The organism is Alteromonas sp. MMG017 (assembly GCF_018100795.1).
Taxonomy (GTDB): Bacteria; Pseudomonadota; Gammaproteobacteria; order Enterobacterales; family Alteromonadaceae; genus Alteromonas.
Genome location: NZ_JAGJDY010000008.1, coordinates 176083 through 198608, shown reverse-complemented (window position 1 = coordinate 198608; position 22526 = coordinate 176083). Strand labels below are relative to the sequence as shown.

The following is a 22526-nucleotide window of genomic DNA, read 5'->3' as shown; positions in this document are numbered from 1 at the left end:
CATGTTCATCTAATTTTTGTTGGGGGTATAAACTAGTACTACGAATAACGTGCCAAAAATTAACCACATGATTAGCAATGATTTTTTAAAACTTTGAGTAGTTAATGTGTCCGAACGGACACTTTTTATTGTCCGATTTTGTTGGCCGGACGGGTTTGGAGAATTAGGGGATAGATATCAGGAAAATCACTGGGTGTTACTTAAAGGCTGGTATCAACTTGCCTCAATACCCATTGATGCTAAATAAGATACAAAGATTGGGATAGAGTATTCGGATTTAGCCGACTAATTGATATCTCTTTCCAGTTTTTCGTTTTACCAGCGACAAGCTTATCTTGCTGGAGAAATTACTCTCTATAGTGCTTACAACTTCAGACCAATCTGTTTGTGTTAAACCTGTACGCGATAAAATAGGCTCGCAGTTTTGCGGGATAGCACCTTTGATATTACTTTTTAGCTGCCTACCTGTTTGATCCACCAGGTTCAAATAATCCTCTAATCGAAAAGGTAATCCTCCTAATTTACTATTTTGTGAATCACCAATAAATGGAAGTAGTTCTGGGGGTTGTTTATTCACTTTCGCCTTTGCTATACGACGACTCACACTGGTATACATTGCCTTTTCTGGTGTCTTCGCTTTACCAACTCTAATGGGATTCAAGTCAACATAGGCCATACAAGCCAATAACGCTGATTCATCTAACAGAGCTTGAGACTTAAATCGTCCTTCCCAAAAACGGCCTGTGCATTCGTCTTCCTTGTTTGCTTTCCTAGCAATAAACTCATTAAGAAGCCGCATAAACCAACTGATATCGTACAAACGCTTTCTATAAATTTCCACGCAAGAAAATACCGTTTTTATTTGTGCTTCAGAAAGATTAGGCCTCTGATTTATATTCATAAATTGACGGGTAAGCAAAGTTCCATTGTGAAGCGTATGCCACCGGCTTAGTACTTCTTCAGGGCTCATTGCAAGTGCAAGATTCTTATCAATGCGTAATACCGTATGGGTATGATTGCTCATTACTGCATAAGCGCAAACATCGATTGCAAAAACACTGGCGAGCTTCAGCAATCGGTTCTCTACCCATTGCCTTCTGTGCTCGTAGCTCTTTCCACTGAATCTGTCTTTACCGCATAGGAATGCTCTACGAACACAACGAGAAACGCAATGATAGTATGGAGTCTCATCTAAACATATTAGTGACTTACGAGGACGCGGCATGCTGAAGTTTTGGTGTGGGTATTTGATGTTTATAGTGGATTAATCTGCCATAGGAGAAAACTGAACCTTGGGTTAGTTTTCTCCTCTGTTCCGAATCAATTGACTAAGGTGTGCGTTTTATCAAACAAACCTTGGACATCCATGATATGTCCAAGGATCTTAAAACGGTGGGTGTCTATGTTTTAGTGGGTGTCCATGTTTTAATTAGGTGGGTGTCCACAAATCTATCAAAAACTTAGCTAAAAAGCTTCATGAACCAGCCTTTGCTTAGCTCTTCTTCACAGGTTTTAAGCTGGGTGGCGTAGCGTAGCGATCTTGCTTTCACTTTAGATGCCACTTTCTTCAACCAAGGTTTACGGTCGTAACTTCTACGTTTATAGCCACCCCAGCCTTCGTGGTAATTCAAGTATTGGGCGTATGCATCCCACTTTGAAATGCCATTTACTTTTTGCGATTTATAAATAAACCAACCCATAAAGTCGATGGCATCTTCGAAATCATCGCGATCAGCGCCGCTGTTATCGGTTTCGCGCATATAGTCAGCCCATGTGGGTGTCTTAGCTTGCGAATAGCCATAAGCGGAACTGACTCTGCCCCAAGGGACTAAGCCGAAAAACACATAATCACGAGGAGGCAATGCATCGTGGCGAAAAGAGCTTTCTTGATACATCATCGCCATCGGCACATGAATGGGTACCCCCCATTTATCACGTGCGTCGGCTGCTGCATCGTACCAATCATCTTTTTCAAAGAAGATTTCGCACAAATTACTGCTGTCTTTCGGCGGTGTTGTAGCGCACCCAGCGATAAATAGCGGAAAAAGCACGACCAAACTTGATAAAAAAATGAACAACGGTTTGAACTTTTGATGCATAGCTTGTCTTAACTTATGTTCTAGTAAAATGTGTGTTTCCCTGGAACCTTCTACGCCTGATTTCTATCAGGCGTTTTTTTTTGCTAGCGGTTCATTGAAATAATCACGAATGAAACTGTCGAAGTCTATCGTATCAGCCACTTCCACATCAGCTTGCGCTGCTAAAGACGTCTCAGCGGCATCTACAAACATAGCTTCCGTAGTTTGCTGATAATCGAACCCTTTCATCTGCTCTTGATACCGTGCGGCTAGCTCTAGTCCGTAAACACCGTTATCTTTATCATGTTTGAGCAGTTCCTCTAAAAGAACACCTGAAGGCGTTAACGCAGGGTTTGCAACTTTCTTCGCCTCTGCAGCAACTGCGTCACTGTATCGGGTGGTATCATTTGCCAAGTCGAGTATTTTCGCTACTTGTTCAAACTCTTCACACAATGATGAAGCCCACGCTGTTAGTGTTGTTTCCTGATTGTCACGAGTAAGCGCTAATTGAGGCTTTCTCCCCTCTAACACTACCCGGTTCATGTTTTCTTTCGCTTCATTTAGCTGAGCTTCGTCTAATTCAGCACTAGGCTTCAACAAGCACGTCAACAAAAACACATCAAGAAAATCGAATTGCGTTTGGCTAATACCAATGGGCGAAAATGGGTTTACATCTAACGCACGCACTTCAATGTAGCTGATGCCGCGCTTAACCAGCGCGTCGGTAGGTTTTTCCATAGACTGCGTAGGTTGCTTTGGACGAATTGGCGAGTACAGCTCGTTCTCAATCTGTAAAATATTACGACTGAGCTGCTGATAATTACCACCATCGCCAGCAGCAAAGCTACTAAAGCGATTTGATGGCGTATCCATAGCACCACGAAGCAAACGAACGTAGTTGTCTAACTGGTTGTAACAAATTTTAAGTGAAGACTGCTCTGCACTGGTATAGCCCAAGTCACTCATTCTCAATGACGTGGCATACGGCATGTAATACGTACCCTTGCCTATTTTTTCGAATGGTAATGCATGTTCTTTTCCTTTCAAAAACGAACCACACAATGCAGGTGAGGCACCGTATAAATAAGGAATTATCCAGCAGTAACGACGGTAATTTCTGATTAAAGAAAAGTAGTCGGCTGAAGTCTGATCTTGGCTATGGTCAGTACCGTTAAGCTCAGCCCAAAGTTTCCAGAAATCATCAGAAAAAGAAAAGTTAAAATGTACGCCAGCAATCGCCTGCATCATGCTGCCATAGCGGTTTTTTAACCCAATTCGATATACTCGCTTCATTTTGCCGATATTAGATTCGCCAAAATAAGCAATAGGAATATGCGCTTCATCTTCGATAAAACACGGCATGCTGAGTGGCCAAATTTGCTCATCGCCAATGTTATCAATGGTGTACTTATGAACATCTTGTAACTGCGTAATAGTTTTAGCGGCGCTACTTTCAGGCGGCGTAATAAACTCTAACAACGACTCTGAAAAATCTGTGGTTATCGTGTCGTGTGTTAGCGCAGAGCCTAACGCCTTTGGATGAGGCTCTTGCGACAGAGCACCGTTTGGCTTAATGCGTAACGCTTCACGCTCAACACCACGCTTTATTTGCGTAAGTGCCGTTAAAAATTCAGGTGATTTAAGCGCAGCCAAACGCTCGTTGAAACACGTTGAGTTTACAGTCAATGTTCATATCCATGGATGAGTTGTTCCCCTCAAAATGGGGAACAACGTATTAAATTCAAGTCAATATTACCAATGACTTGCTATCAGATACTCAGTTTATCTTTTCTCGACTATTGGTATCTACCGATAATTCGATGATCGGCATATTTAACGACTCTAATTGCTCAAGAATCGCTTCTTTATCGCCAACAACGATAACTTGCAACGCATCTGTCGACAAATATTGCTTAGCCAGTGCGTTTATCTCGTCTTTGCTGATGCTATTAATTATCTCAATTTGCTCGTTTCGGTACCCTTTTTCAAGGCCATAACTTTGCAACTGGCGAAGAAAGCGCGCTTTGCTATTGGGGGTTTCAAACTCCAAAGCATCACTTAATGTAAACGCGTTGCGCATAAATTGAATTTCTTCATCCGTCGCCCCTTTGTCGATGTACTGATTTATTTCTTTAAAAACTTCAGTAATGCCCTGGGCAGTATTCGCCGCCGTTAAATCAGTTCCAACTTCAAACCAACCTAGGGTTTTACCTCCCATGAACGCACTATTCGCACCATAGGTAATGCCTTTATCTTCTCGTAAATTCAGGTTTATTCGGCTGTTAAAGCCGCCACCTAGCGGGAAGTTCACTAAACGAGATTTAAAGTAATCGCCAGTTGCATCAAAAGGTAGGCTACGTTTAACAATATAAACCACCGACTGCACTGCACTGGGGCTATCGACCAAAAACACTTGGTTCTTATCGTAAGTAGGGAAAGCATCATAATCTTCAAAGGTATAAGCCTCACCCTTCCAATTCGACATGAAATCTAATGCATCTACCACCGCATCAGAACTCATATTACCCACGACTACCGCACTCGCTTTACTGGGTGAATAATACTGATTATAAAACTGCTTCACATCGTCAAGTGTGATGGACTGAACCGTTTCAATGGTGCCTTCATCAGGAAGGCTTACACGATTATCGGCACCAAACAATACTAAATCTCGCGCACGTCGAGCCAAACTTGACGGCGTTTTCGCTTGCTGCTGCAAGCCTTGCAACACCCGCTCTTTCATTCGAATGAAATCACTTTCTGCAAAAGCAGGATTAAAGAACTTCTCTTTTAGTAATGCCAAAGTTGGCATTACGTTTTTAGTTAACGTAGACACATATACCTGTGAGTATCGGCCAGCTGCACTAAAGCGAATTGAACTGCCTAATTTAGCTAACTCGTTCGCTAACTCTTCATTTGTGTAGTTTTGTGTAGATTCATTCATCATTAATGCGGTGAGATACGCTGTACCTGCTTTACCCTCAGCATCTAGCAACATACCACCATCCATACTGATGGTAAGGGCTACAGTAGGCGTTTCACTCATCGTGACGCCAAGTACATTCACACCATTTGCTAGTTCACGCTCCCAATAATCCGGCACTGTGACTACAGGAGCCTCACCGGCTTTCGGTTGTACGGTTCTATCGAAACTAGATGGTGAAGACGTATATTCATGATTGTCTGGTTTTGTTTCGGGCTGCGTTTCAGGCAGTGTTCGAACCGGGCGTTCAAACGTGGGCTCCGCAGCCTGCAGTTGCGGCTGGCCTTTAGGCACAATACTCAACACCACACTATTAGCGCTTTTGATATATTTCTTATAGACACGCATCACGTCTTCAGCGGTGACAGAATTATATCGCGCGATATCTTCAGACACTAAATCTGGAGTTTGATAAAAAGTTTCATTAGCCGCAAGCGCAGTCACTTTACCGGCTACGCTTTGTAGGCCAAATACGGTAGAGGCTTCTATACTGCCTTTGGTTCGCGCTAAATCGTCAGGTTTAACACCGCGGGTTTCGAATTCAGCCAGAGTGGCTTCTATTACTTTTTGAAGCTCATCCAGTGACTGCACTTTTGCTGGATTAGCCAAGGCAATTAATTGAAATTCACAGGCAAGTTCCCGGCATGGGTGTGACACGACAGCTTGGACAGCCATGCCTTCTTTTACTAAATTTTTATAAAATAAAGACGTTTTGCCGCCGCCTAGAATGTCAGAGAGTACATCTAACGGTGCTTCATCAGGGTGACGTGCATATACCGTAGGGAAAGTGATTTGTAGTAAGGGTAAGTGTACCTTATCTTCTAACGTCATATAGCGCGTTTCAGATAAGGTCACAGGCTGAGGCTCAGGATCTTTTACCTCAGGCCCCTTTGGAATATCACCGAAGTATTGGGCAATTAACTTCTTCGTTTTTGCCGCGTCTATGTCACCACCTATGGTTAACACCGCATTGTTGGGCCCATACCAGCGTTTAAAAAAGGCTTTAAGGTCGTTTACATTAACCCGGTCTAAGTCTTCAACATAACCAATGGTCATCCAAGAATAGGGATGCCCTTCTGGATACATGGCTTCGCCATTTAGCTCGTGTCTTAGCCCGTAAGGCTGGTTATCTACTCGCTGAGCACGCTCGTTCTTAACCGTTTCACGTTGGTTTTCGAATTTAGTTTGATTTACCGCTTCAAGCAAATACCCCATGCGATCTGCTTCAAGCCACAACACTTTTTCAAGCTGGTTGGCAGGCACAGTTTCGTAATAATTGGTTCTGTCGGTATTTGTCGAGCCGTTTAAACTGCCACCGGCTTCTGTAATCACCTTAAAATGCTGTTCATCTGCTACATGTTTCGAGCCTTGAAACATCATATGCTCAAAAAAGTGTGCAAAACCAGACTTACCCACTTCTTCTCGGGCAGAGCCTACGTGGTACGTCACATCCACATGAACGAGGGGATCTGAATGGTCTTCGTGGAGAATAACCGTTAATCCATTACTGAGCGTGTACTTTTCGTAGGGGATAGTAACTGCGGAGCTATCGGCGGGGATATCTACGTTTGCCCGCTGGCATCCGTTAAGTACGCTAATAGCAAAAACTGCAACAATAAGGCGAAACGCCAAACTTCCTGACATGCTGGATCCTTCTAGGTGGCCTCGCTTTTGTAATACATTTAACTCGCATCACACTAGCGTCTATAATAATACAACCGTTGAGACAATGGCCTGGGGCATACGTTTCATCGAAGACTACCAGACTTTTTAACGCTTTACTTGCTCTGACTTGCTATCATTGTATTAATTTATAAAATTCTGAAATACACTGACAGTGAACACAGTACAGAAACGTAGTTAAAGGAACTTATATGGATCAGCCCGCAACAGTCTTAGATTTTGAATTTGGCATGTCTCAACTAAGTGGTAATAAAACACTGTTGTTAACCTTATTAAATAAGTTTTCGGATGAATATCGCTCAGCAAACGATGATTTACAGAGATTAGTGAAAGAAGGTAATTTCGACGACGCATATTCTTTAATTCACACGCTAAAAGGTGTGGCAGGTAACTTAGGGTTATTTGCTTTGCATCACGCCAGTAAGCCGGTTGAAGCAAGTGTTAGAAACGACAAATGCCTTCCCGATGACTACGCCAGCTTTTCTGCTCTCGTTGATGAAACCATAGCGGCTGTTGATGCACTATCGGCAGCGCCTGAGCCCGCAGCGCCTGAAGCAACTAGCGCCGTGGCGGCACAAGCTCGCGATCAATTTATTGCCGCATTAAAAGCCAGTGAATTCATTTCCCAGTCAACGCTTGATGAGTGGCTAAGTGTGCTTTCACTTCCTGCTGAAACGAAGCAAGAAATTGAAGAGGCGGTAGACGAACTAGACTACGACGAAGCCATTAAATTGCTTGAAAAAGCCTAGGTGAACGAAATTCCTATCTTAGTTGACGATAACGATGTGCTTATCGTCAACAAGCCTTCCGGCATCGCCATGCATGACAGTGCAAATATTGCGGATACTGCTAATACTGAAAATGCCAAGAGCACTGGGGCTGGTAAAAATATAAGAACCGGTGAAAGCGCAGACTCAGGCAGTCTCAGAAACATAGACAGCAACATAGACACCCATACATTAGGTATTGTCAGCCTACTTAGGAAACAAACCGGTTATAGCCAGCTTCATCTTTGTCATCGCTTAGATACCGGCACGTCCGGCTGTTTGTGTTTAGCCAAAAATGCACAGACAGCAGCACTTATTGGTGATTCCTTTGCGACACGCCAAGTCAGTAAGTACTACCTTGCTATTAGTGCCGACAAGCCGAAAAAGAAACAAGGTACTATTGTCGGTGATATGAAAAACCGCCGCGGCGGCCAGTTCATGTTACTTAAAAGCAAAGATAACCCTGCAGTCACTCAATTTTTTAGTCAGTCAGCCAAACCTGGCTATCGCGGTTTTATCGTAAAACCGCTTACGGGCAAAACCCATCAAATTCGAGTCGCCCTTAAAAGTGTTGGCGCAGCCATACTTGGTGACACACTTTATAGTGGCGCACCATCCGATATATTGCATTTGCACGCCGGCTGGTTAAGCATTCCCCTACCCTCTCGCACTATTTCAGTGAAAGCCCCCATATTAGAAGGTGATTTATTCACTGACAGTGAAGTGGCGACTTGGTTAGCTGAATTGCCTGAACCAGATACTTTCACCTGGCCCGAGATCGCCCCTTCTTTATTACAGTTAGTTAGCAAGGCTTGATGTAAGAAATGAAAGGTGAAAAGGCAAAGCAAGGCGTGCAGGAAACAGAAAACTTAAAGGCTGAGCAGATCGCGATAAAAAAAATCCACATTGTAGGCAGCGGCGCTATTGGCTCTTTACTCGCAGGAGCTGCCGAAAAACAAACCATGCCTTACGCGCTTTACCCAAGAAGCCTTGTATCTCAAGTTGATAAATCTGGTTTTCAGAAAACTAGCCTTAAACAACATAATAGTGAGCAACCTAAAACTGAGACACCCACACTCTATTCACAAAATGACGATGAGAAGTATGACAATGGGACACTCACCCCCTATTTCGTAGAATGGATTGACGGTTCCGAATACCCCGTTACGCAAATAAGCAGTACCAAACCTCACCTTTCTGATAACGACATTTTGGTATTGCCTTTAAAGGTACACCACTTAAAAGACGCGCTTATTCAATGGTTGCCATTTTTAGGGGGTAACACGCCAGTTGTGCTTTTACATAATGGTATGGGTGGGTATGAAATTGCGAAATCGATATTGCCACCAAGCCAACCATTGCTGCTTGCTACCACCAGCCATGGGGCCATGAAGCGCACGGAAACTCAGGCTATTTACACTGGCGAGGGCGCTACTCAGATTGGTATTGCCCCTCATTTGCTTTCGCACGAACACTCAGCCATGCCTGAGTGGGTGAAAAGTGTGTGTCACACTTTGCATGCGCTGCTTCCACCAGTGAATTACCAAGCTGACATCATGCAGGCATTGTGGGCCAAGCTTGCTATCAATGTGGTGATAAACCCATTAACAGCCCTGAATAATATAACCAATAGCCATATTGCTGGTGAGCAGTTTGCTAATGAACGTAAAACGCTTTGTGAAGAATTTGCTCAAGTGGCAAATGCATGTGGGCAGTGCTTTGATGCGATTGAAATTGAACAGCAAGTAATTAAAGTCGCAAGCCTTACCGGCAATAACTACTCCAGTATGCACCAAGACGTGCTACACCATCGACAAACGGAAATTGAAGCCATTAATGGGTATATTGTCAAAATGGCACAAAAAAAGGGTATTGAAGTTCCCCTCAACACCCTTCTTACAAAACAAATCACTGCGCGTTTAACATAAGCGCTGTAAGTTGTTTTTATAAAGCTGTTTTTTATAACGTACTCATAAAGTCACTTAGGCATAACGTCACTTATTCGTAACGTCATCCACACAGCTTACTCTTCTTCAGCGCCTTTCGACACTTCAGGTTTCATATGCGGGAATAAAATCACGTCTTTAATCGTTGGGCTATCAGTAAATAGCATGGCCAAACGGTCGATACCAATACCTTCACCAGCGGTAGGCGGTAAACCATACTCTAGTGCACGAATGTAATCTTCGTCGTAGTGCATCGCTTCATCATCACCAGCATCTTTCTCTTCAACTTGCTTAGAGAAACGCTTAGCTTGATCTTCAGAGTCATTCAACTCGCTGAAGCCGTTTGCTAGCTCACGACCGCCAACGAAGAATTCAAACCTGTCGGTAATGAACGGGTTGTCATCGTTACGACGTGCAAGTGGCGATACTTCCCACGGGTATTCAGTAATAAACGTAGGCTGTTCAAGCTTCTCTTCTGCTGTAGCTTCGAAGATTTCACATAGGTACTTACCCGCGCCCCAGATACCGTCAACTTCAGGCTCTTTAATATGCAACTGTTTCGCCATGGCTTTAAGTGCATCAAGGTTAGCTTCTGGGTCGCGAATAGCGGCTTCATTGGCTTCTGGCCAGTATTTCAAAATGGCGTTGCCCATGCTTAAGCGCTCAAACGGCTTACCAAAGTCGTACTGTACTTCTGAAACCACGTTCCCGTCGGTATCTTTGGTGGTGTTAGTAATAACACTAGAACCAAGAATATCTTCGGCAAGGGTACGCAACATGTCTTCTGTTAAGTTCATCAGGTCGTTGAAATCAGCATAGGCCTGATAAAATTCCAACATGGTGAACTCTGGGTTATGACGCGTAGAAAGCCCTTCGTTACGGAAGTTACGGTTAATTTCGAAAACACGCTCGAAACCACCTACCACCAAGCGCTTCAAGTAAAGCTCTGGGGCAATACGCAAGTACATATCAATGTCTAATGCATTATGGTGAGTAACAAACGGCTTCGCAGTAGCACCACCAGGAATAACCTGCAGCATAGGCGTTTCTACTTCAAGGAAGTCGCGCTGAGTTAGGTAGTTACGAATACCATTTACAATCTTACTTCTGATCATAAAGGTTTTGCGGGTTTGTTCGCTGGTAATAAGGTCAACGTATCGCTGACGATATTTAGTTTCTTGGTCGCTTAGGCCATGGAACTTCTCAGGTAGAGGGCGCAGTGCTTTGGTTAGCAATGCATACTCTTCCATGTTCACATATAAATCGCCTTTACCCGACTTATGCAATACACCAGCAACACCAATAATGTCACCAATATCTAGCGCGCCGTATTGGGCTTTAAGGGCTTTTTGCGTGTCTTTATCTGCGTAAGCTTGAATGCGACCTGTCATGTCTTGAAGCAACATGAAAGGGCCACGCTTTGCCATAATACGGCCAGCAATGCTTACTTTGTTACCTTGCTCTTGCAAGGTTTCTTTATCTAGTTCACCGAACTTGACTTGAAGTTCGTCAGCATAGTTTTCACGACGGAAGCTGTTTGGGAAGCCATTTGCACGGCACTGCTCACGAATTGCGCTTAGTTTTGCTCGGCGCTCAGCAATTAATTTATTTTCGTCGGTTTGTTGGTCAGTCATAACCTATTCACTTTCGTTGTTCGGATTACAGCCCTGATTTAAGGCTGGCTTCGATAAATTTATCCAGGCCACCATCTAGCACGGCCTGAGTGTTGCGTGTTTCCACGCCAGTACGCAAATCTTTAATGCGAGAGTCGTCTAGTACGTATGAACGAATTTGACTTCCCCAACCGATATCTGACTTGCTGTCTTCCATCGCTTGTTTCTCGGCGTTTTGCTTTTGAAGCTCATACTCGTAGAGTTTAGCTTTCAACTGCTTCATCGCCTGATCTTTGTTCTTGTGCTGCGAGCGGTCGTTCTGACACTGCACTACAATACCTGTAGGTTCGTGGGTAATACGCACCGCTGAATCGGTTCTGTTTACGTGCTGACCACCCGCGCCCGAAGCGCGGTAAGTATCAATACGCAAATCTGAAGGGTCTATATCAATATCGATATCGTCATCTACTTCAGGGTAAACAAAGGCAGATGAAAACGACGTATGACGGCGGTTCCCTGAGTCAAATGGCGACTTACGCACTAAGCGATGCACGCCCGTTTCGGTACGTAACCAACCAAAAGCGTACTCACCTGCAATACGCAAGGTAGCACTTTTAATACCCGCTACGTCGCCATCAGATACTTCAATAAGCTCGGTTTTGAAGCCGTGAGCCTCACCCCAACGAAGGTACATGCGAAGGAGCATATTAGCCCAATCTTGCGCTTCTGTACCGCCAGAGCCAGATTGAATATCAATATAACAATCGTTGGCATCATTAGGCTGAGAGAACATGCGGCGAAACTCAAGCTTTTCAAGTTGCTCAAGCAGGCCTTCTAGTTCTTTGTTGGCCTCATCGAAGGTTTCTTCATCTTCTGCTTCAACGGCGAGTTCAAGCAAACCTTCAACGTCTTCGGTGCCCTGTTCAAGGTTGTGAATTGTTTCTACAACCAGCTCTAAGGCCACCTTTTCTTTACCTAACGCTTGTGCGCGTTCTGGCTCGTTCCATACCTCAGAGCTCTCAAGCTCTCGGTTAACTTCTTCTAAGCGCTCTGACTTTGCATCAAAGTCAAAGGTACCCCCTAAGCGCGTCGGTGCGCTCGCGGATATCTTTTATCGCATTGGTAACGGGGTTTACTTCAAACATAGTCCGCTTATCAACTGTAAAATAAGACCGCGGATAGTACCGAATTTGGACGAAATTTGATAGGGGTTAACGAAATAAAAGGCAGCTTAAAGAGCCGACTAAAAATCGGCCTAGCGTTTAATTATCTTCACTATTTCGCACCTGTTGAAAGCCCACCCAGCCCGCCATTGCGCTTGCACTGGTTAAGAAGGTGCCCCAGGCCCAATCAATCACCGTGATAAACAGTGTAAACCCTTCAACAATGCTGTAGTTAGTTAGGTTGTATGCTCCGTAACTGGCGAGCCCAAGCAGTGCTCCATCAATACCTGCGTAGTAAAGTGGCTTGTCTCTGTTGGCCACAACAGCCAATACAAATACCACAAAGCCATACATTAAATAGAATACTATCCAAGGCCAAGTAATATAACTTTCTCGCAATAAGCTCGCCATTTCGGTGGTATACCAGTCACGGGCTATCCAGCCTAGCCATAGGGCATCAAGTACACCAAAGCACAATAAAATGGCCAATATCGAAAGAGCTATACTGGAAGAAAACATAATGATTTTTTGAAGCATGAACTCGCGTTCCATTCATAAACATGCGCAGATTATCAGTTTGTCATGTCTATGAATAAAATAGCAATATGTAAAATTTGTATACTGACGAGACTAGTTCAATTTCACTGCGAGGTAAGTGACTTGCCCTTGGGATGATTGAGGCAGAAAATATAAACCGCCAGATAAAAAGTACTGAGTATCATGTATTTTTACTGGCAGCGCACCTTCAGGAAGAGCATCGTAATGCTTGCCTGCTTGATATTCACCACTGTCTGCTCGCGACCATTCGACAGGGGCTTTCACTACGATATACTCACCATCCATTCGTTTGTAATACACCCCCTCCACAACATAATAGGTTTGCCCATCGACAAAAATGGTATCGGGATGATCAGGTAAGGTATGAATGATGACCCCTGCAGGCGGATACACTACAGTAAAATCGCTGCCTATTTTGCGATAATACACACCATTTCTATATCGATAGTCTATGCCATGGTGACGAATGAAGGCAGCGTCTTTAGGTAAGTGCCTTACTCTATGTCCTGGCTCATATCGCGGGGATGCTAGCACTGCAACAGCAACCCCCGCCGCAATGCCCGCACCTATACTTAATGCTGCATTTCCACCGTGAAAGCCACCGCGTGCACCGCCACCATGTAGCGGCACCGCACATGCGCTTAGTAAAGTAATAGAGCATACAATGGGTATTAAGCGTAAATTCGTAAGTAAATTCATAAAGTATTACTCCCAACAAATTAAGAGTACGGCGACAATGCCGTGCACTTAGTTATATGGGGGTATAGACCTATACAAGAATAGATCTTCTTATACCTTTACCTAACCTTTACGAGGCTTACGCCTTTTACTCACTAGTTCCAGACATGGCGATATCAACAGCACTTTTACCCATGGTTTGTTCACCCACATATTTGGGGTCGAATGCCGTTCTAGAAAATATCTTTCTAACCAATGGCTCGAAGTGTGAAAGTGGTTTTGTAGGGTAGTCAGGGTCGAATGATGATTGATCCCACTTTTCACAAAAATCTACACAGGCTTGATACCAAGGGTGATCTTTTAAATACTCTCGTTCATTCGGATTGCCACCTAAAAAATGGGCGTAATACACGTTTTGAAATAATCCATGCTGATTAATAATCCAAGTCACTTCAGATCGCACATAGGGGCGTAAAATCGATGCCGCGTATTGCGAGTGATTGTGCGGCGCTAAGTCATCACCAAGATCATGAATAAGTGCCGCTACAATCATTTCCTCATCGGCGCCATCGGCTTCAGCGCGGGTTGCTGATTGCAGTGAGTGTCCAAGTCGTGAAACCTGATAGCCTGATAAGGTGTTCTCTAAATTTTTCAGCGCTTCCAATATTCTATCGGGCAAGCCTTTCGCGTATTCATCTTCATGTTTGGTAAGAAACAAATACTCTTCTTTTGTTCCGTCTTTCATCTGGCGAAATTGAACAGTTTCCATCACTTAACCTCTCATTTTTGCTGTTTCTACTGTGGCCTTGGTATTCGCTATTTCAAACTCACCCTTAGTACTTGTTGTTTCAACCGCATCGTTGGTATGCATAGAACCTTGCCTTCTTTTAAGCGCATTGTATCGGCCTTTTGGTGCATCAATATCTATGTAAGCGCCTTGCAGGTGACGACGCCCTTCACTAGGGTCAAACCCTGTGCGTCCGTGTAACACACGGGTGTTATGAAACATCTGCAATTGACCGGGTTCCAATCTGAAACGCCACTCATACTCAGGCGAACACAACAACTGTCCCAGACGTTTACGGGCACGATGAAATATAACCATTTCTTCATCTTGTAATAGCGGCAAATAGTCGAGTCGCGGGCTATAAGCGATCCCCGTAATTCTGCCGCTAGGGTCAGATTCAATCATGGTACGCCTTTCTATCAAATCAACTTCGTTGTCATAATAACGGTAACGGACAGGTACCGTGCAAAGCAATGCGAACCCGTCGGGATCTTCTTTTTTCAACTGCTCTAGCACCGACAAACTATCAACCAATGTGGACAAGCCTTCTGTCGTTTGGTTTTCTAAACAATGCAGAAGTTGAATACCCGGCATGGGGTTTCGGTAAGGGTTATCGGTATGCGGCCCTAAAGGCACTGAACGATAAGCAAGATCGTTAGAGTTTGGACGGGTGAAAACCTCGAAGTGTTTACCAAAGTTAGTTTCTCTCACATGGCCAAATAAATTTGCTACTTCTAATACCGCGTCTGATTCAGTAGGCACGTTATCAACAATTAGCGCCCCGTAGGTTAAGAATATTTCTATTCCTTTCATTAACCCCGCTTCCGATTTCAACGTGGCTAAATCAATATGAAATAACGATTTGTCCACATCGCTTTTCCACGGAATATCGTTAGGCGCGCCATCCCAAACGTCGAAGTCGGCAGCGAACTCATTCAAATCGTACTCACCAGAATACCCGTCACTGAACGTTAGGTTAGCAAGCGTATTGTGCTTCTTTTCTACCTTAATAAGCGACACATTTTCATCTAACTGATGTGGGTCGAAAAAGCGTTGCTTGGTGGTTTTATCAAGGTTTTCTGAATCTTGGCAACGCTCACGAAGCCATAACGCGGGTAAAGGATAGTGTTGTCCATTTACAGTCGCTGACACGGAAGCATTCGCTTCGTTGATAATATAGTCTATTTGCTGCACGAGAATCTCCCTTAAAAATCAATAGGAGAAGTATCAAGTAATCGTGGTTTATATTACAGTAGCAAAGCCTTATAGCTAACATGCAAATTAGTAATGATGAAAGAATCTGAGTTACCTACACTTAACGGCTTATTGTGTTTTGAAGCTACAGTACGACATGGCTCTATGACATTAGCAGCTGAAGATCTTGGTATTACACAACCGCTGGTGTCTCAAAGAATTCGTGCACTGGAAGATGTGGTAGGTGGTATCTTAATTGATCGTAGTAAGAAACCCGTTACACCTACGGTTGAAGGGCTTAAGTATTACAACGAGTTAAGAGGCTCTACATCATCTATTCTGCGTGCTACCAATAACGCACGAGAAGATTTTCGTGAAACAAAAACTAAAATTTCTATTAGCGCCTATTTTGGTTTTGCCTTTCATTGGATAATGCCTAGGCTACAGCGATTACAACAAGCTTTTCCTGATTATCTTTTCGAAATCCAACCAACCAACAGTTTAAGTGACCTTACCACTGCACATGCAGATATATTATTTCACTTTTCATCAAAGATTGGTAAATATCAGTTTGAAACGATGTTAATCCCTGAGATAGTTTTCCCCGTCTGCTCACCTGAATTCGCAGCCAAATACCACTTAAAAAGCGGCCAACTACTCAGTGATTTGAGAAACCTCCCGCTACTACACAAGGACGTAGATGATTCCCGTTGGCTAAATTGGCAACGGTGGGCCCAAGCATTAAGCGTTAAGCCTTCCACAAGCCCTATTTCTTTTCGGTATAACAATTACCCTCTTATTGTTGAAGCCGCCATTGGCGGGCACGGCCTCTGCTTAGGATGGGAAGGGTTAATAAACCCTTTTATTGAAGAAGGTAAACTTATTGAATTAGGGCCGCGATTAAAATCTGAAACTCGGGGATATCAGATTTGTTCAGATCAATACGCAAACTTTGCCATAGGTAATGTAATAAAGTGGTTTATTAAAGAAGTGGAGCAAGACTAGATTACAAAGGGCTAGGTTACAAAAGACTAGATTGATAAAAATGTAGAGGCGACGATGACTCGCCTCCTCGCCTCAGCACTACTTTATAGAACCTGTGCTGTCATCTTCATTGTTAATTCAGCGGTTTGTTTACCTAAATTTTTAAGTTGTTTGATGGTTTTCTCATCGGTAACTACCCCACTGTCGTCCATTAAGGTATTTACTTTTGCCACAGCAAGTTGTGCAGGTAACACCGTTACACCAATGTTCGCCAACAGCATGCGCAGAACCACTAGCACTCTCATTCCACCCAAACCGCCGGCAGATGCAGCCATAATACCTGCCGTTTTACCTCTGAAAGCCTGCATAGGTTTATCACCTTCTTCCATGCGAGTGGCCCAATCTATGGCATTTTTAAGCAATGCAGGATAACTCGAATTGTACTCTGGAGAAGCAATTAAGAAACCATCATGCTCAGTTAACAGTTGCTTGAAGGCTCTCGCATTTTCTGGAACGCCAGATGCGCGCTCTTCATCTTCATTAAAGATAGGCATTGGGTAGTCGGCTAGATTTACAACAGTCACTTTGGCGCCCGACTCCCGTGCTCCTTCAGCAGCAACCGTGAGTATTGCTTGGTTAAATGAGCCGTTCCGTGTGCTGCCAGAAAAAGCGAGTAACTTCGTCATAATTTAAATTCCTTTGTTAGTACTATTCAAATGTTTATGCCATACAAACTCGATGCATTGTAGCGAATCACCCTACTACACTATTGAGCAAGAATGTGAGCAAAAAAATGCGAATAATAAGCCGGCTATTTAAACACTGACGCAAATCAGCAGCCCAAATCTATGAATAAACATGCCCTAAGTTAGGTAATAATATTTAAATAAAGCAATACCTTAATCATAATTAACGCTTTTATAGTATTGTTACTATACTTACCTGAATTGCTAGTGCATTTTAAATTTCACGAAAATTCACGCACGGCTTAATACGGTTATACACTACGATAAATCTCACATTTTTCGTAGTCATCTTCGTTAAATGGATTTATAAAATAATACATGGCGTACTTTTTTCAGTCACTGCAGTCGAGAATAATTCTCCTCATCGTTATGGTTGCATTACCAGGGTGGGTTGGCGTTTTTTATGACTCATACGTTGAAAGAGAACACGCTATAGAAGCTGCCATAAGCCAATCCGTAAATACCGCCAAGGCCACCTCAAAATTCCAGTCTACACTGATTGATAAAACACGTGTTTTTCTGCAAAACCTTGCCAGTTTCGACGCGGTTCAAAAGCCAAACTCTGAAGCATGCAGTGCTTTTCTTGCCAACGTACTTAAGGTAAATAGTAACTATATTAATTTAGGGGCCCCAAGGGCTGATGGCGAGCTACTGTGTAATGCACGTCCCATCAATACCCCAATAAATGTCTCCGACCGTCCTTATATTCAAGAGGCGCTAGCCGCGCGAGATTTTTCCATCGGTGAGTTTCAAATAGACCGAGCGACTAATCTTACTAGTGTGAATTTTGCTTACCCGGTAATGAATGCTACAAACGAAACTGTGGTGGCGTTAGTGGTAGCGGTTATCTCACTAGAATGGTGGAGTGAAGCGCTCTCAGAGTCTCATTTACCCAATAATACCGTTGCTTACATCACCGATAGCGAGAATAAGATTGTTGCTGCATATCCAACCAACAACAACCTGTTAGGAACACTATTAAGCACCTCTAGCACTGCAATAGATAACTCGAATACCGCACCTGATAATAGCGCCGTTATTTCCAATGACCCTTATCAACGGGTATATGTAAAACGCCCTTTATTTGAAGATGGTCAGCAAATCAATATTACGGTAGGCATTCCTCTTAAGCAGACACTGGAAGTCATTAATGAGCGATTGATTAAAACGGCCGGAATACTGACCGCGATAGTAATACTACTTGTAGGTGTCTCAGTATGGGGCGTGCGAAGAAATGTATTAAAGCCAATACGCACATTACTTCAATCTACTAAAGCCCTTGCTGAAGGCAAAGACGTATGCGATGCACCTTTACATGGTAGCGTTGAGTTAGTGAAGCTACAGCAACGCTTCACCTCGATGGCAAAAACACGGCTAGAGGCAGAAAAGCGACTTATCGATAGCCAGGCTTCTTTGCTAGAAAGTAAGAATACCTTAGCAAGTCATATCGAAAATACCCCCTTAGGGTGCATTACTTGGGATACTCAGCTTATCTGTACCGATTGGAATAAATCGGCAGAAAATATTTTTGGCTATAAAAAAGAAGAAGCGATTGGCAAACATGCTTCAGATCTCATTATACCTTTAGAACGTCGAGGTGAAATAAACGACGCATTCGCTCAGCTCATTAAGAAAAAGGCGCCAAAGCGAAAAATAAATAAAAACGTGACTAAATTACGCCTCCCTATAATCTGCGAATGGTATAGCACCCCTATTCTTGACCTAGCAGGTAACGTAATAAGCGTAACCTCGTTAGTTCAAGACATAACCAAGAACAAACATTTAGAAGAAAAACTAAAACTATCTGCAAGTGTATTTTCTCACGCAAGAGAAGGCATATTCATCACAGATAGCAGCGCAAACATTATAGATGTGAACAAAACCTTCGTTGATATAACAGGCTATAAGCGAAACGAAGTGTTAGGCAAAAAACCTAATATGTTTAAGTCGGGAAAGCAGTCTCCTGAATTCTACCGTCACCTATGGGCGTCTATTATAAGCAAAGGTTATTGGGCTGGAGAGATTTGGAACAAACGTAAAAATCATGAGGTTTACGCCCAACTATTAACTGTTAGCGCAGTCAATGATGATGAAGGCAATGTTAAAAATTACATTGCTATATTTAGCGACATTTCGGAAGCCAAAGAGCAGCAATACAAATTAGAGCATATGGCACATTATGATGTGTTAACTAATTTGCCTAACCGCTCGCTGCTTGCCGAGCGACTAGATAGAGCCCTGTCTCAATGTAAATTCGATAAAGGGTTTGTGGCAGTGGCGCTGCTCGATTTAGATGGTTTTAAAGAAATAAATGATAACTTTGGTCATAGTGTGGGCGACGAACTCCTTGTGATCTTGGCTCATCGTTTAAAAGGAACATTGCGAGAGAGTGATACTATTTCACGCTTTGGAGGTGACGAGTTTGTTGCGGTATTAGCAAACCTAAAACAACCACAAGATTTTGCTGCCATTATTAAGAATATGCTGAGAGTAGCATCTGAACCGGTAAAAATTGGTGAGCACCAACTTAAAGTATCTGCCAGTATTGGCGTGACACTTTACCCTGCAGATGACACCGATGCTGATCAGCTTATCCGCCACGCCGACCAAGCGATGTATGTGGCAAAACAGAAGGGCAAAAATTGCTATCACCTTTTTGATATAGAGTCTGAAGACGCTATAAAAGCACGCCATGAAATACTCCAGAGCATAACCACAGCCCTTCATAACAGAGAGTTTGTGCTTTACTACCAGCCAAAAGTGAATATGCGCACCGGAGAAATTATTGGTGCAGAGGCCCTTATTCGCTGGGAACATCCCGTTAAAGGTATACTTTCCCCTGCAGCCTTTTTACCTTTTATTGAAAATCACCAACTCAGTATAGATATTGGTGAATGGGTTATCGAAGAGTCATTGCAGCAATATAATCGCTGGCAGCAATTAGGGGTTCATATTCCCATTAGTGTGAATATTTCTGCGTTGCAGATACAGCAAAGAAACTTTCCTATTCGCTTATCACGTTTGTTATCAAAAGTACCCAATGTTCCCCCTGAAGCGTTTCAGTTAGAAGTCTTAGAAACCAGCAAGTTAGGTGATATTAAAAAAGTCGCGGAAATTATGGACGATTGCGTAAAGTTAGGGGTGACTTTTGCCATTGATGACTTTGGAACGGGTTATTCCTCTCTCACTTACTTAAGACGATTGCCGGCTAAAGTCATTAAGATAGACCAAACCTTTGTGCGTGATATGTTAATCGACCCAGAAGATCGAACCATTGTAGTGGGGGTTATCGCCCTAGCTAAATCGTTTAATCGCAATGTTATTGCCGAAGGGGTTGAAACCATTGCTCATGGCACATCGTTGTTGGATTTGGGCTGCGAACTGGCCCAGGGCTACGGTATTGCTAGACCTATGCCCGCCACAGACATGCCCGATTGGATAGACCAGTGGTCTACTAAGACCGAGTGGCGATGCCCTGCCCCAGCGCTTGTCGATAACGAGGCATAAAAAAGACCGACACGAATGTCAGCCTCTTAAAATAGCAATATAGACATAGCATACTGAATACTTGTATTCGTGAATCAGATGCTAAAAACGTTTACGTTATCAACTTTACATTTTTTCCAATGTTTCGATACCAAGCAGATTTAAGCCTTGGCTTAACGTGCTGGCGACAAGCGCTGATAAAGCCAAACGGCTGTCTCGTACTTTCAGTTCAATGCCGTCTTTTAGCATTGGACAAGCCTCGTAGAAGCTCATGAAGGCGCTGGCTAGTTCGTACAAATAAGTACACAACACGTGAGGCGTTGCATCACGTGATACCAAGCCTACCACCTCTTCAAATTGTAATAACAGTACCGCCAATGCGTGTTCTTGTTTTTCAACAATATTGATATCTACTGGCATAGTTTCAATGGCAACACCGGCTTTTCTAAATAAGCTTTTAACCCGCGTGTAAGCGTATTGCAAATACGGGGCGGTATTACCTTCAAAGCTCAACATGGTGTCCCAGTTAAACATGTAGTCAGTAGTACGGTTTTTACTTAAATCAGCATACTTAACTGCGCCAATACCTACTTTACGGGCAACTTCCGCTAACTCTTCTTCAGATAAATCATTGTCACGTTCGGCAATTAATTTACCTGCACGCTCTACCGCTTCATCTAATAGCTCAACCAATTTAACCGTACCGCCAGTACGGGTTTTAAATGGCTTTCCGTCACTGCCTAACATCATACCGAATGGGCAATGCTCGTAGGTTTGAGTGGTTTCCATAAAGCCTGCTTTACGGCCCACAATTTCGGTTTGCTTGAAATGTAGTGCTTGGCGAGCGTCGGTAAGAATTAGGGTTCTATCGGCGTTCAACGTGCCGCTGCGATAGCGCATAGCCGCTAAATCTGTGGTGGCATATAGATAACCGCCACCAGATTTTTGCACAATATAAACCGCTGGATTACCTTCTTTATCGGCCAATTCAGGAATGAAAACCACTTGAGCGCCTTGGTCTTCTACCGCAATCTCTTTCGCTTTTAATTCGCTAATTACGTTAGCTAAGTCGTGGTTATAGGCAGATTCACCCATAATATCGGCACGAGTTAAGCTTACGTTTAGCTTTTTATAAACGTCTTCAGAGTGTGCAATAGATACATCAATGAACTTTTCCCATAAGCCTAGGCATTTTTCATCACCGCCTTGAAGCTTAACGACGTATTCACGTGCACGATCGGCAAAGCCTTCTTCGTCATCGAAACGCACTTTTGCTTCACGGTAAAAGTCTTCTAAGTCAGACAACGCCGTTTCAGCGACTTCTTGTTCAAGTTTGTCTGACAAATGCGCTAGCAACATACCAAACTGCGTCCCCCAATCACCCATGTGATTTTGGCGAATGACTTTATGGCCTAAGAACTCCAACACTTTCACCACAGCGTCCCCAATAATGGTGGTACGTAGATGCCCTACGTGCATTTCTTTCGCTAGGTTTGGTGAAGAGTAATCTACCACTACGGTTTGTGCTGGCGATTTTGCTACGCCAATGCGTGGATCGTTTAGGGCCAATTCACACTGATTTGCCAACCACTCATTGTTCAAATGAACATTGATGAAACCTGGGCCGGCCACTTCTAATTTACTGGCCACATCATCAAGCTTTACAATCTCAACAATCTTTTCTGCAATATCGCGAGGCTTTTGTCTAAGCTGTTTCGCCAACGCCATTGCGCCATTGAATTGATATTCACCAAATTCAGGACGAGCACTGCGCGATACAGGAATAGGTGCGTTTTCAACACCCATTGTTTCTAAAGCTTCACTAAATCGATTAATTAATAATGCATGTATATTCATAGT

At 43.4% G+C, this 22526-nt stretch carries 17 protein-coding genes; 5 read left to right on the top strand and 12 right to left on the bottom strand.

Annotation, left to right across the window (positions count from 1 at the left end; all coding sequences use genetic code 11):
- Window positions 1-277: 277 nt before the first annotated feature.
- The 4 genes from J8L84_RS14030 to J8L84_RS14015 form a co-directional block, all read right to left on the bottom strand.
- Window positions 278-1225 carry a transposase gene (locus J8L84_RS14030; RefSeq protein WP_247670786.1) on the bottom strand — a complete coding sequence of 316 codons (948 nt, stop codon included), beginning with the start codon at window positions 1223-1225 and terminating at the stop codon, window positions 278-280.
- Window positions 1226-1460: 235 nt separating this feature from the next.
- Complete coding sequence (locus tag J8L84_RS14025) at window positions 1461-2099, bottom strand: hypothetical protein (protein ID WP_211071230.1); 639 nt, start codon at window positions 2097-2099, stop codon at window positions 1461-1463.
- A 66-nt stretch (window positions 2100-2165) separates the two neighbouring features.
- Window positions 2166-3764 (bottom strand): glutamate--cysteine ligase, encoded by a 1599-nt coding sequence (gene gshA / locus J8L84_RS14020; protein ID WP_211071229.1) that lies wholly within the window; start codon window positions 3762-3764, stop codon window positions 2166-2168.
- 91 nt (window positions 3765-3855) lie between these two features.
- The gene (locus J8L84_RS14015; RefSeq protein ID WP_211071228.1) at window positions 3856-6705 is read right to left on the bottom strand and encodes a pitrilysin family protein; all 2850 of its coding nucleotides are present in this window, start codon (window positions 6703-6705) and stop codon (window positions 3856-3858) included.
- Window positions 6706-6935: 230 nt separating this feature from the next.
- Here J8L84_RS14015 and J8L84_RS14010 point away from each other — a divergent pair, with 230 nt between their 5' ends.
- Genes J8L84_RS14010 through J8L84_RS14000 form a run of 3 tightly spaced genes read left to right on the top strand, consistent with a single transcriptional unit; the run spans window position 6936 to window position 9439 of the window.
- The gene (locus J8L84_RS14010) at window positions 6936-7493 is read left to right on the top strand and encodes an Hpt domain-containing protein (RefSeq protein WP_211071227.1); all 558 of its coding nucleotides are present in this window, start codon (window positions 6936-6938) and stop codon (window positions 7491-7493) included.
- Window positions 7494-8327 carry a pseudouridine synthase gene (locus J8L84_RS14005; protein WP_211071226.1) on the top strand — a complete coding sequence of 278 codons (834 nt, stop codon included), beginning with the start codon at window positions 7494-7496 and terminating at the stop codon, window positions 8325-8327. It begins immediately after the preceding gene.
- A gap of 8 nt (window positions 8328-8335) precedes the next feature.
- A complete protein-coding gene (locus J8L84_RS14000; RefSeq protein WP_211071225.1) occupies window positions 8336-9439 on the top strand; it encodes a 2-dehydropantoate 2-reductase in 1104 nt (367 codons plus the stop codon).
- A gap of 95 nt (window positions 9440-9534) precedes the next feature.
- Here J8L84_RS14000 and lysS read toward each other — a convergent pair whose 3' ends face one another.
- The 6 genes from lysS to J8L84_RS13970 all read right to left on the bottom strand — a co-directional run bounded on the left by lysS (window position 9535) and on the right by J8L84_RS13970 (window position 15450).
- On the bottom strand, window positions 9535-11091 hold the full coding sequence (gene lysS, locus J8L84_RS13995) for a lysine--tRNA ligase (protein ID WP_211071224.1): 1557 nt from the start codon (window positions 11089-11091) through the stop codon (window positions 9535-9537).
- A gap of 25 nt (window positions 11092-11116) precedes the next feature.
- Window positions 11117-12215, bottom strand: a protein-coding gene (gene prfB, locus J8L84_RS13990; protein WP_126871927.1) for a peptide chain release factor 2 whose coding sequence is annotated in 2 segments (ribosomal slippage) — window positions 11117-12139 and window positions 12141-12215 — 1098 coding nt in all. Because the reading frame shifts where the segments join, the coding sequence is not laid out codon by codon here.
- 117 nt (window positions 12216-12332) lie between these two features.
- Window positions 12333-12770: a DUF2177 family protein gene (locus tag J8L84_RS13985; protein WP_211071223.1), complete on the bottom strand. Its 438-nt coding sequence runs from the start codon at window positions 12768-12770 to the stop codon at window positions 12333-12335.
- A 93-nt stretch (window positions 12771-12863) separates the two neighbouring features.
- Window positions 12864-13490, bottom strand: a complete 627-nt coding sequence (locus J8L84_RS13980) for a DUF6515 family protein (protein ID WP_211071222.1) — start codon at window positions 13488-13490, stop codon at window positions 12864-12866.
- 127 nt (window positions 13491-13617) lie between these two features.
- A complete protein-coding gene (locus J8L84_RS13975) occupies window positions 13618-14238 on the bottom strand; it encodes an HD domain-containing protein (protein WP_211071221.1) in 621 nt (206 codons plus the stop codon).
- A 3-nt stretch (window positions 14239-14241) separates the two neighbouring features.
- Window positions 14242-15450, bottom strand: coding sequence for a TauD/TfdA family dioxygenase (locus J8L84_RS13970; RefSeq protein ID WP_211071220.1), 1209 nt, complete (start codon window positions 15448-15450; stop codon window positions 14242-14244).
- 93 nt (window positions 15451-15543) lie between these two features.
- Between J8L84_RS13970 and J8L84_RS13965 the strand changes: the two genes are divergently transcribed.
- Entirely contained in the window at window positions 15544-16455 is a 912-nt protein-coding gene (locus J8L84_RS13965; RefSeq protein ID WP_247670785.1) for a LysR family transcriptional regulator, read from the top strand.
- An 83-nt stretch (window positions 16456-16538) separates the two neighbouring features.
- Here the strand turns inward: J8L84_RS13965 and J8L84_RS13960 are convergent, their stop codons facing one another.
- A complete protein-coding gene (locus tag J8L84_RS13960; RefSeq protein WP_211071219.1) occupies window positions 16539-17120 on the bottom strand; it encodes an NAD(P)H-dependent oxidoreductase in 582 nt (193 codons plus the stop codon).
- A gap of 378 nt (window positions 17121-17498) precedes the next feature.
- Here J8L84_RS13960 and J8L84_RS13955 point away from each other — a divergent pair, with 378 nt between their 5' ends.
- A complete protein-coding gene (locus J8L84_RS13955) occupies window positions 17499-20687 on the top strand; it encodes an EAL domain-containing protein (RefSeq protein WP_211071218.1) in 3189 nt (1062 codons plus the stop codon).
- Window positions 20688-20792: 105 nt separating this feature from the next.
- On the opposite strand, the gene argS is transcribed toward J8L84_RS13955, so the two are convergent.
- Window positions 20793-22523, bottom strand: a complete 1731-nt coding sequence (gene argS / locus J8L84_RS13950; RefSeq protein WP_211071217.1) for an arginine--tRNA ligase — start codon at window positions 22521-22523, stop codon at window positions 20793-20795.
- Window positions 22524-22526 lie beyond the last annotated feature (3 nt).

Bases quoted from the DNA above. Each gene is read 5' to 3' on its own strand.
- J8L84_RS14030 (WP_247670786.1), bottom strand. From the start codon at position 1,225: ATGCCGCGTCCTCGTAAGTCACTAATATGTTTAGATGAGACTCCATAC.
- J8L84_RS14025 (WP_211071230.1), bottom strand. From the start codon at position 2,099: ATGCATCAAAAGTTCAAACCGTTGTTCATTTTTTTATCAAGTTTGGTC.
- J8L84_RS14015 (WP_211071228.1), bottom strand. From the start codon at position 6,705: ATGTCAGGAAGTTTGGCGTTTCGCCTTATTGTTGCAGTTTTTGCTATT.
- J8L84_RS14010 (WP_211071227.1), top strand. From the start codon at position 6,936: ATGGATCAGCCCGCAACAGTCTTAGATTTTGAATTTGGCATGTCTCAA.
- J8L84_RS14000 (WP_211071225.1), top strand. From the start codon at position 8,336: ATGAAAGGTGAAAAGGCAAAGCAAGGCGTGCAGGAAACAGAAAACTTA.
- lysS (WP_211071224.1), bottom strand. From the start codon at position 11,091: ATGACTGACCAACAAACCGACGAAAATAAATTAATTGCTGAGCGCCGA.
- J8L84_RS13985 (WP_211071223.1), bottom strand. From the start codon at position 12,770: ATGCTTCAAAAAATCATTATGTTTTCTTCCAGTATAGCTCTTTCGATA.
- J8L84_RS13980 (WP_211071222.1), bottom strand. From the start codon at position 13,490: ATGAATTTACTTACGAATTTACGCTTAATACCCATTGTATGCTCTATT.
- J8L84_RS13975 (WP_211071221.1), bottom strand. From the start codon at position 14,238: ATGGAAACTGTTCAATTTCGCCAGATGAAAGACGGAACAAAAGAAGAG.
- J8L84_RS13965 (WP_247670785.1), top strand. From the start codon at position 15,544: ATGATGAAAGAATCTGAGTTACCTACACTTAACGGCTTATTGTGTTTT.
- J8L84_RS13960 (WP_211071219.1), bottom strand. From the start codon at position 17,120: ATGACGAAGTTACTCGCTTTTTCTGGCAGCACACGGAACGGCTCATTT.
- J8L84_RS13955 (WP_211071218.1), top strand. From the start codon at position 17,499: ATGGCGTACTTTTTTCAGTCACTGCAGTCGAGAATAATTCTCCTCATC.
- argS (WP_211071217.1), bottom strand. From the start codon at position 22,523: ATGAATATACATGCATTATTAATTAATCGATTTAGTGAAGCTTTAGAA.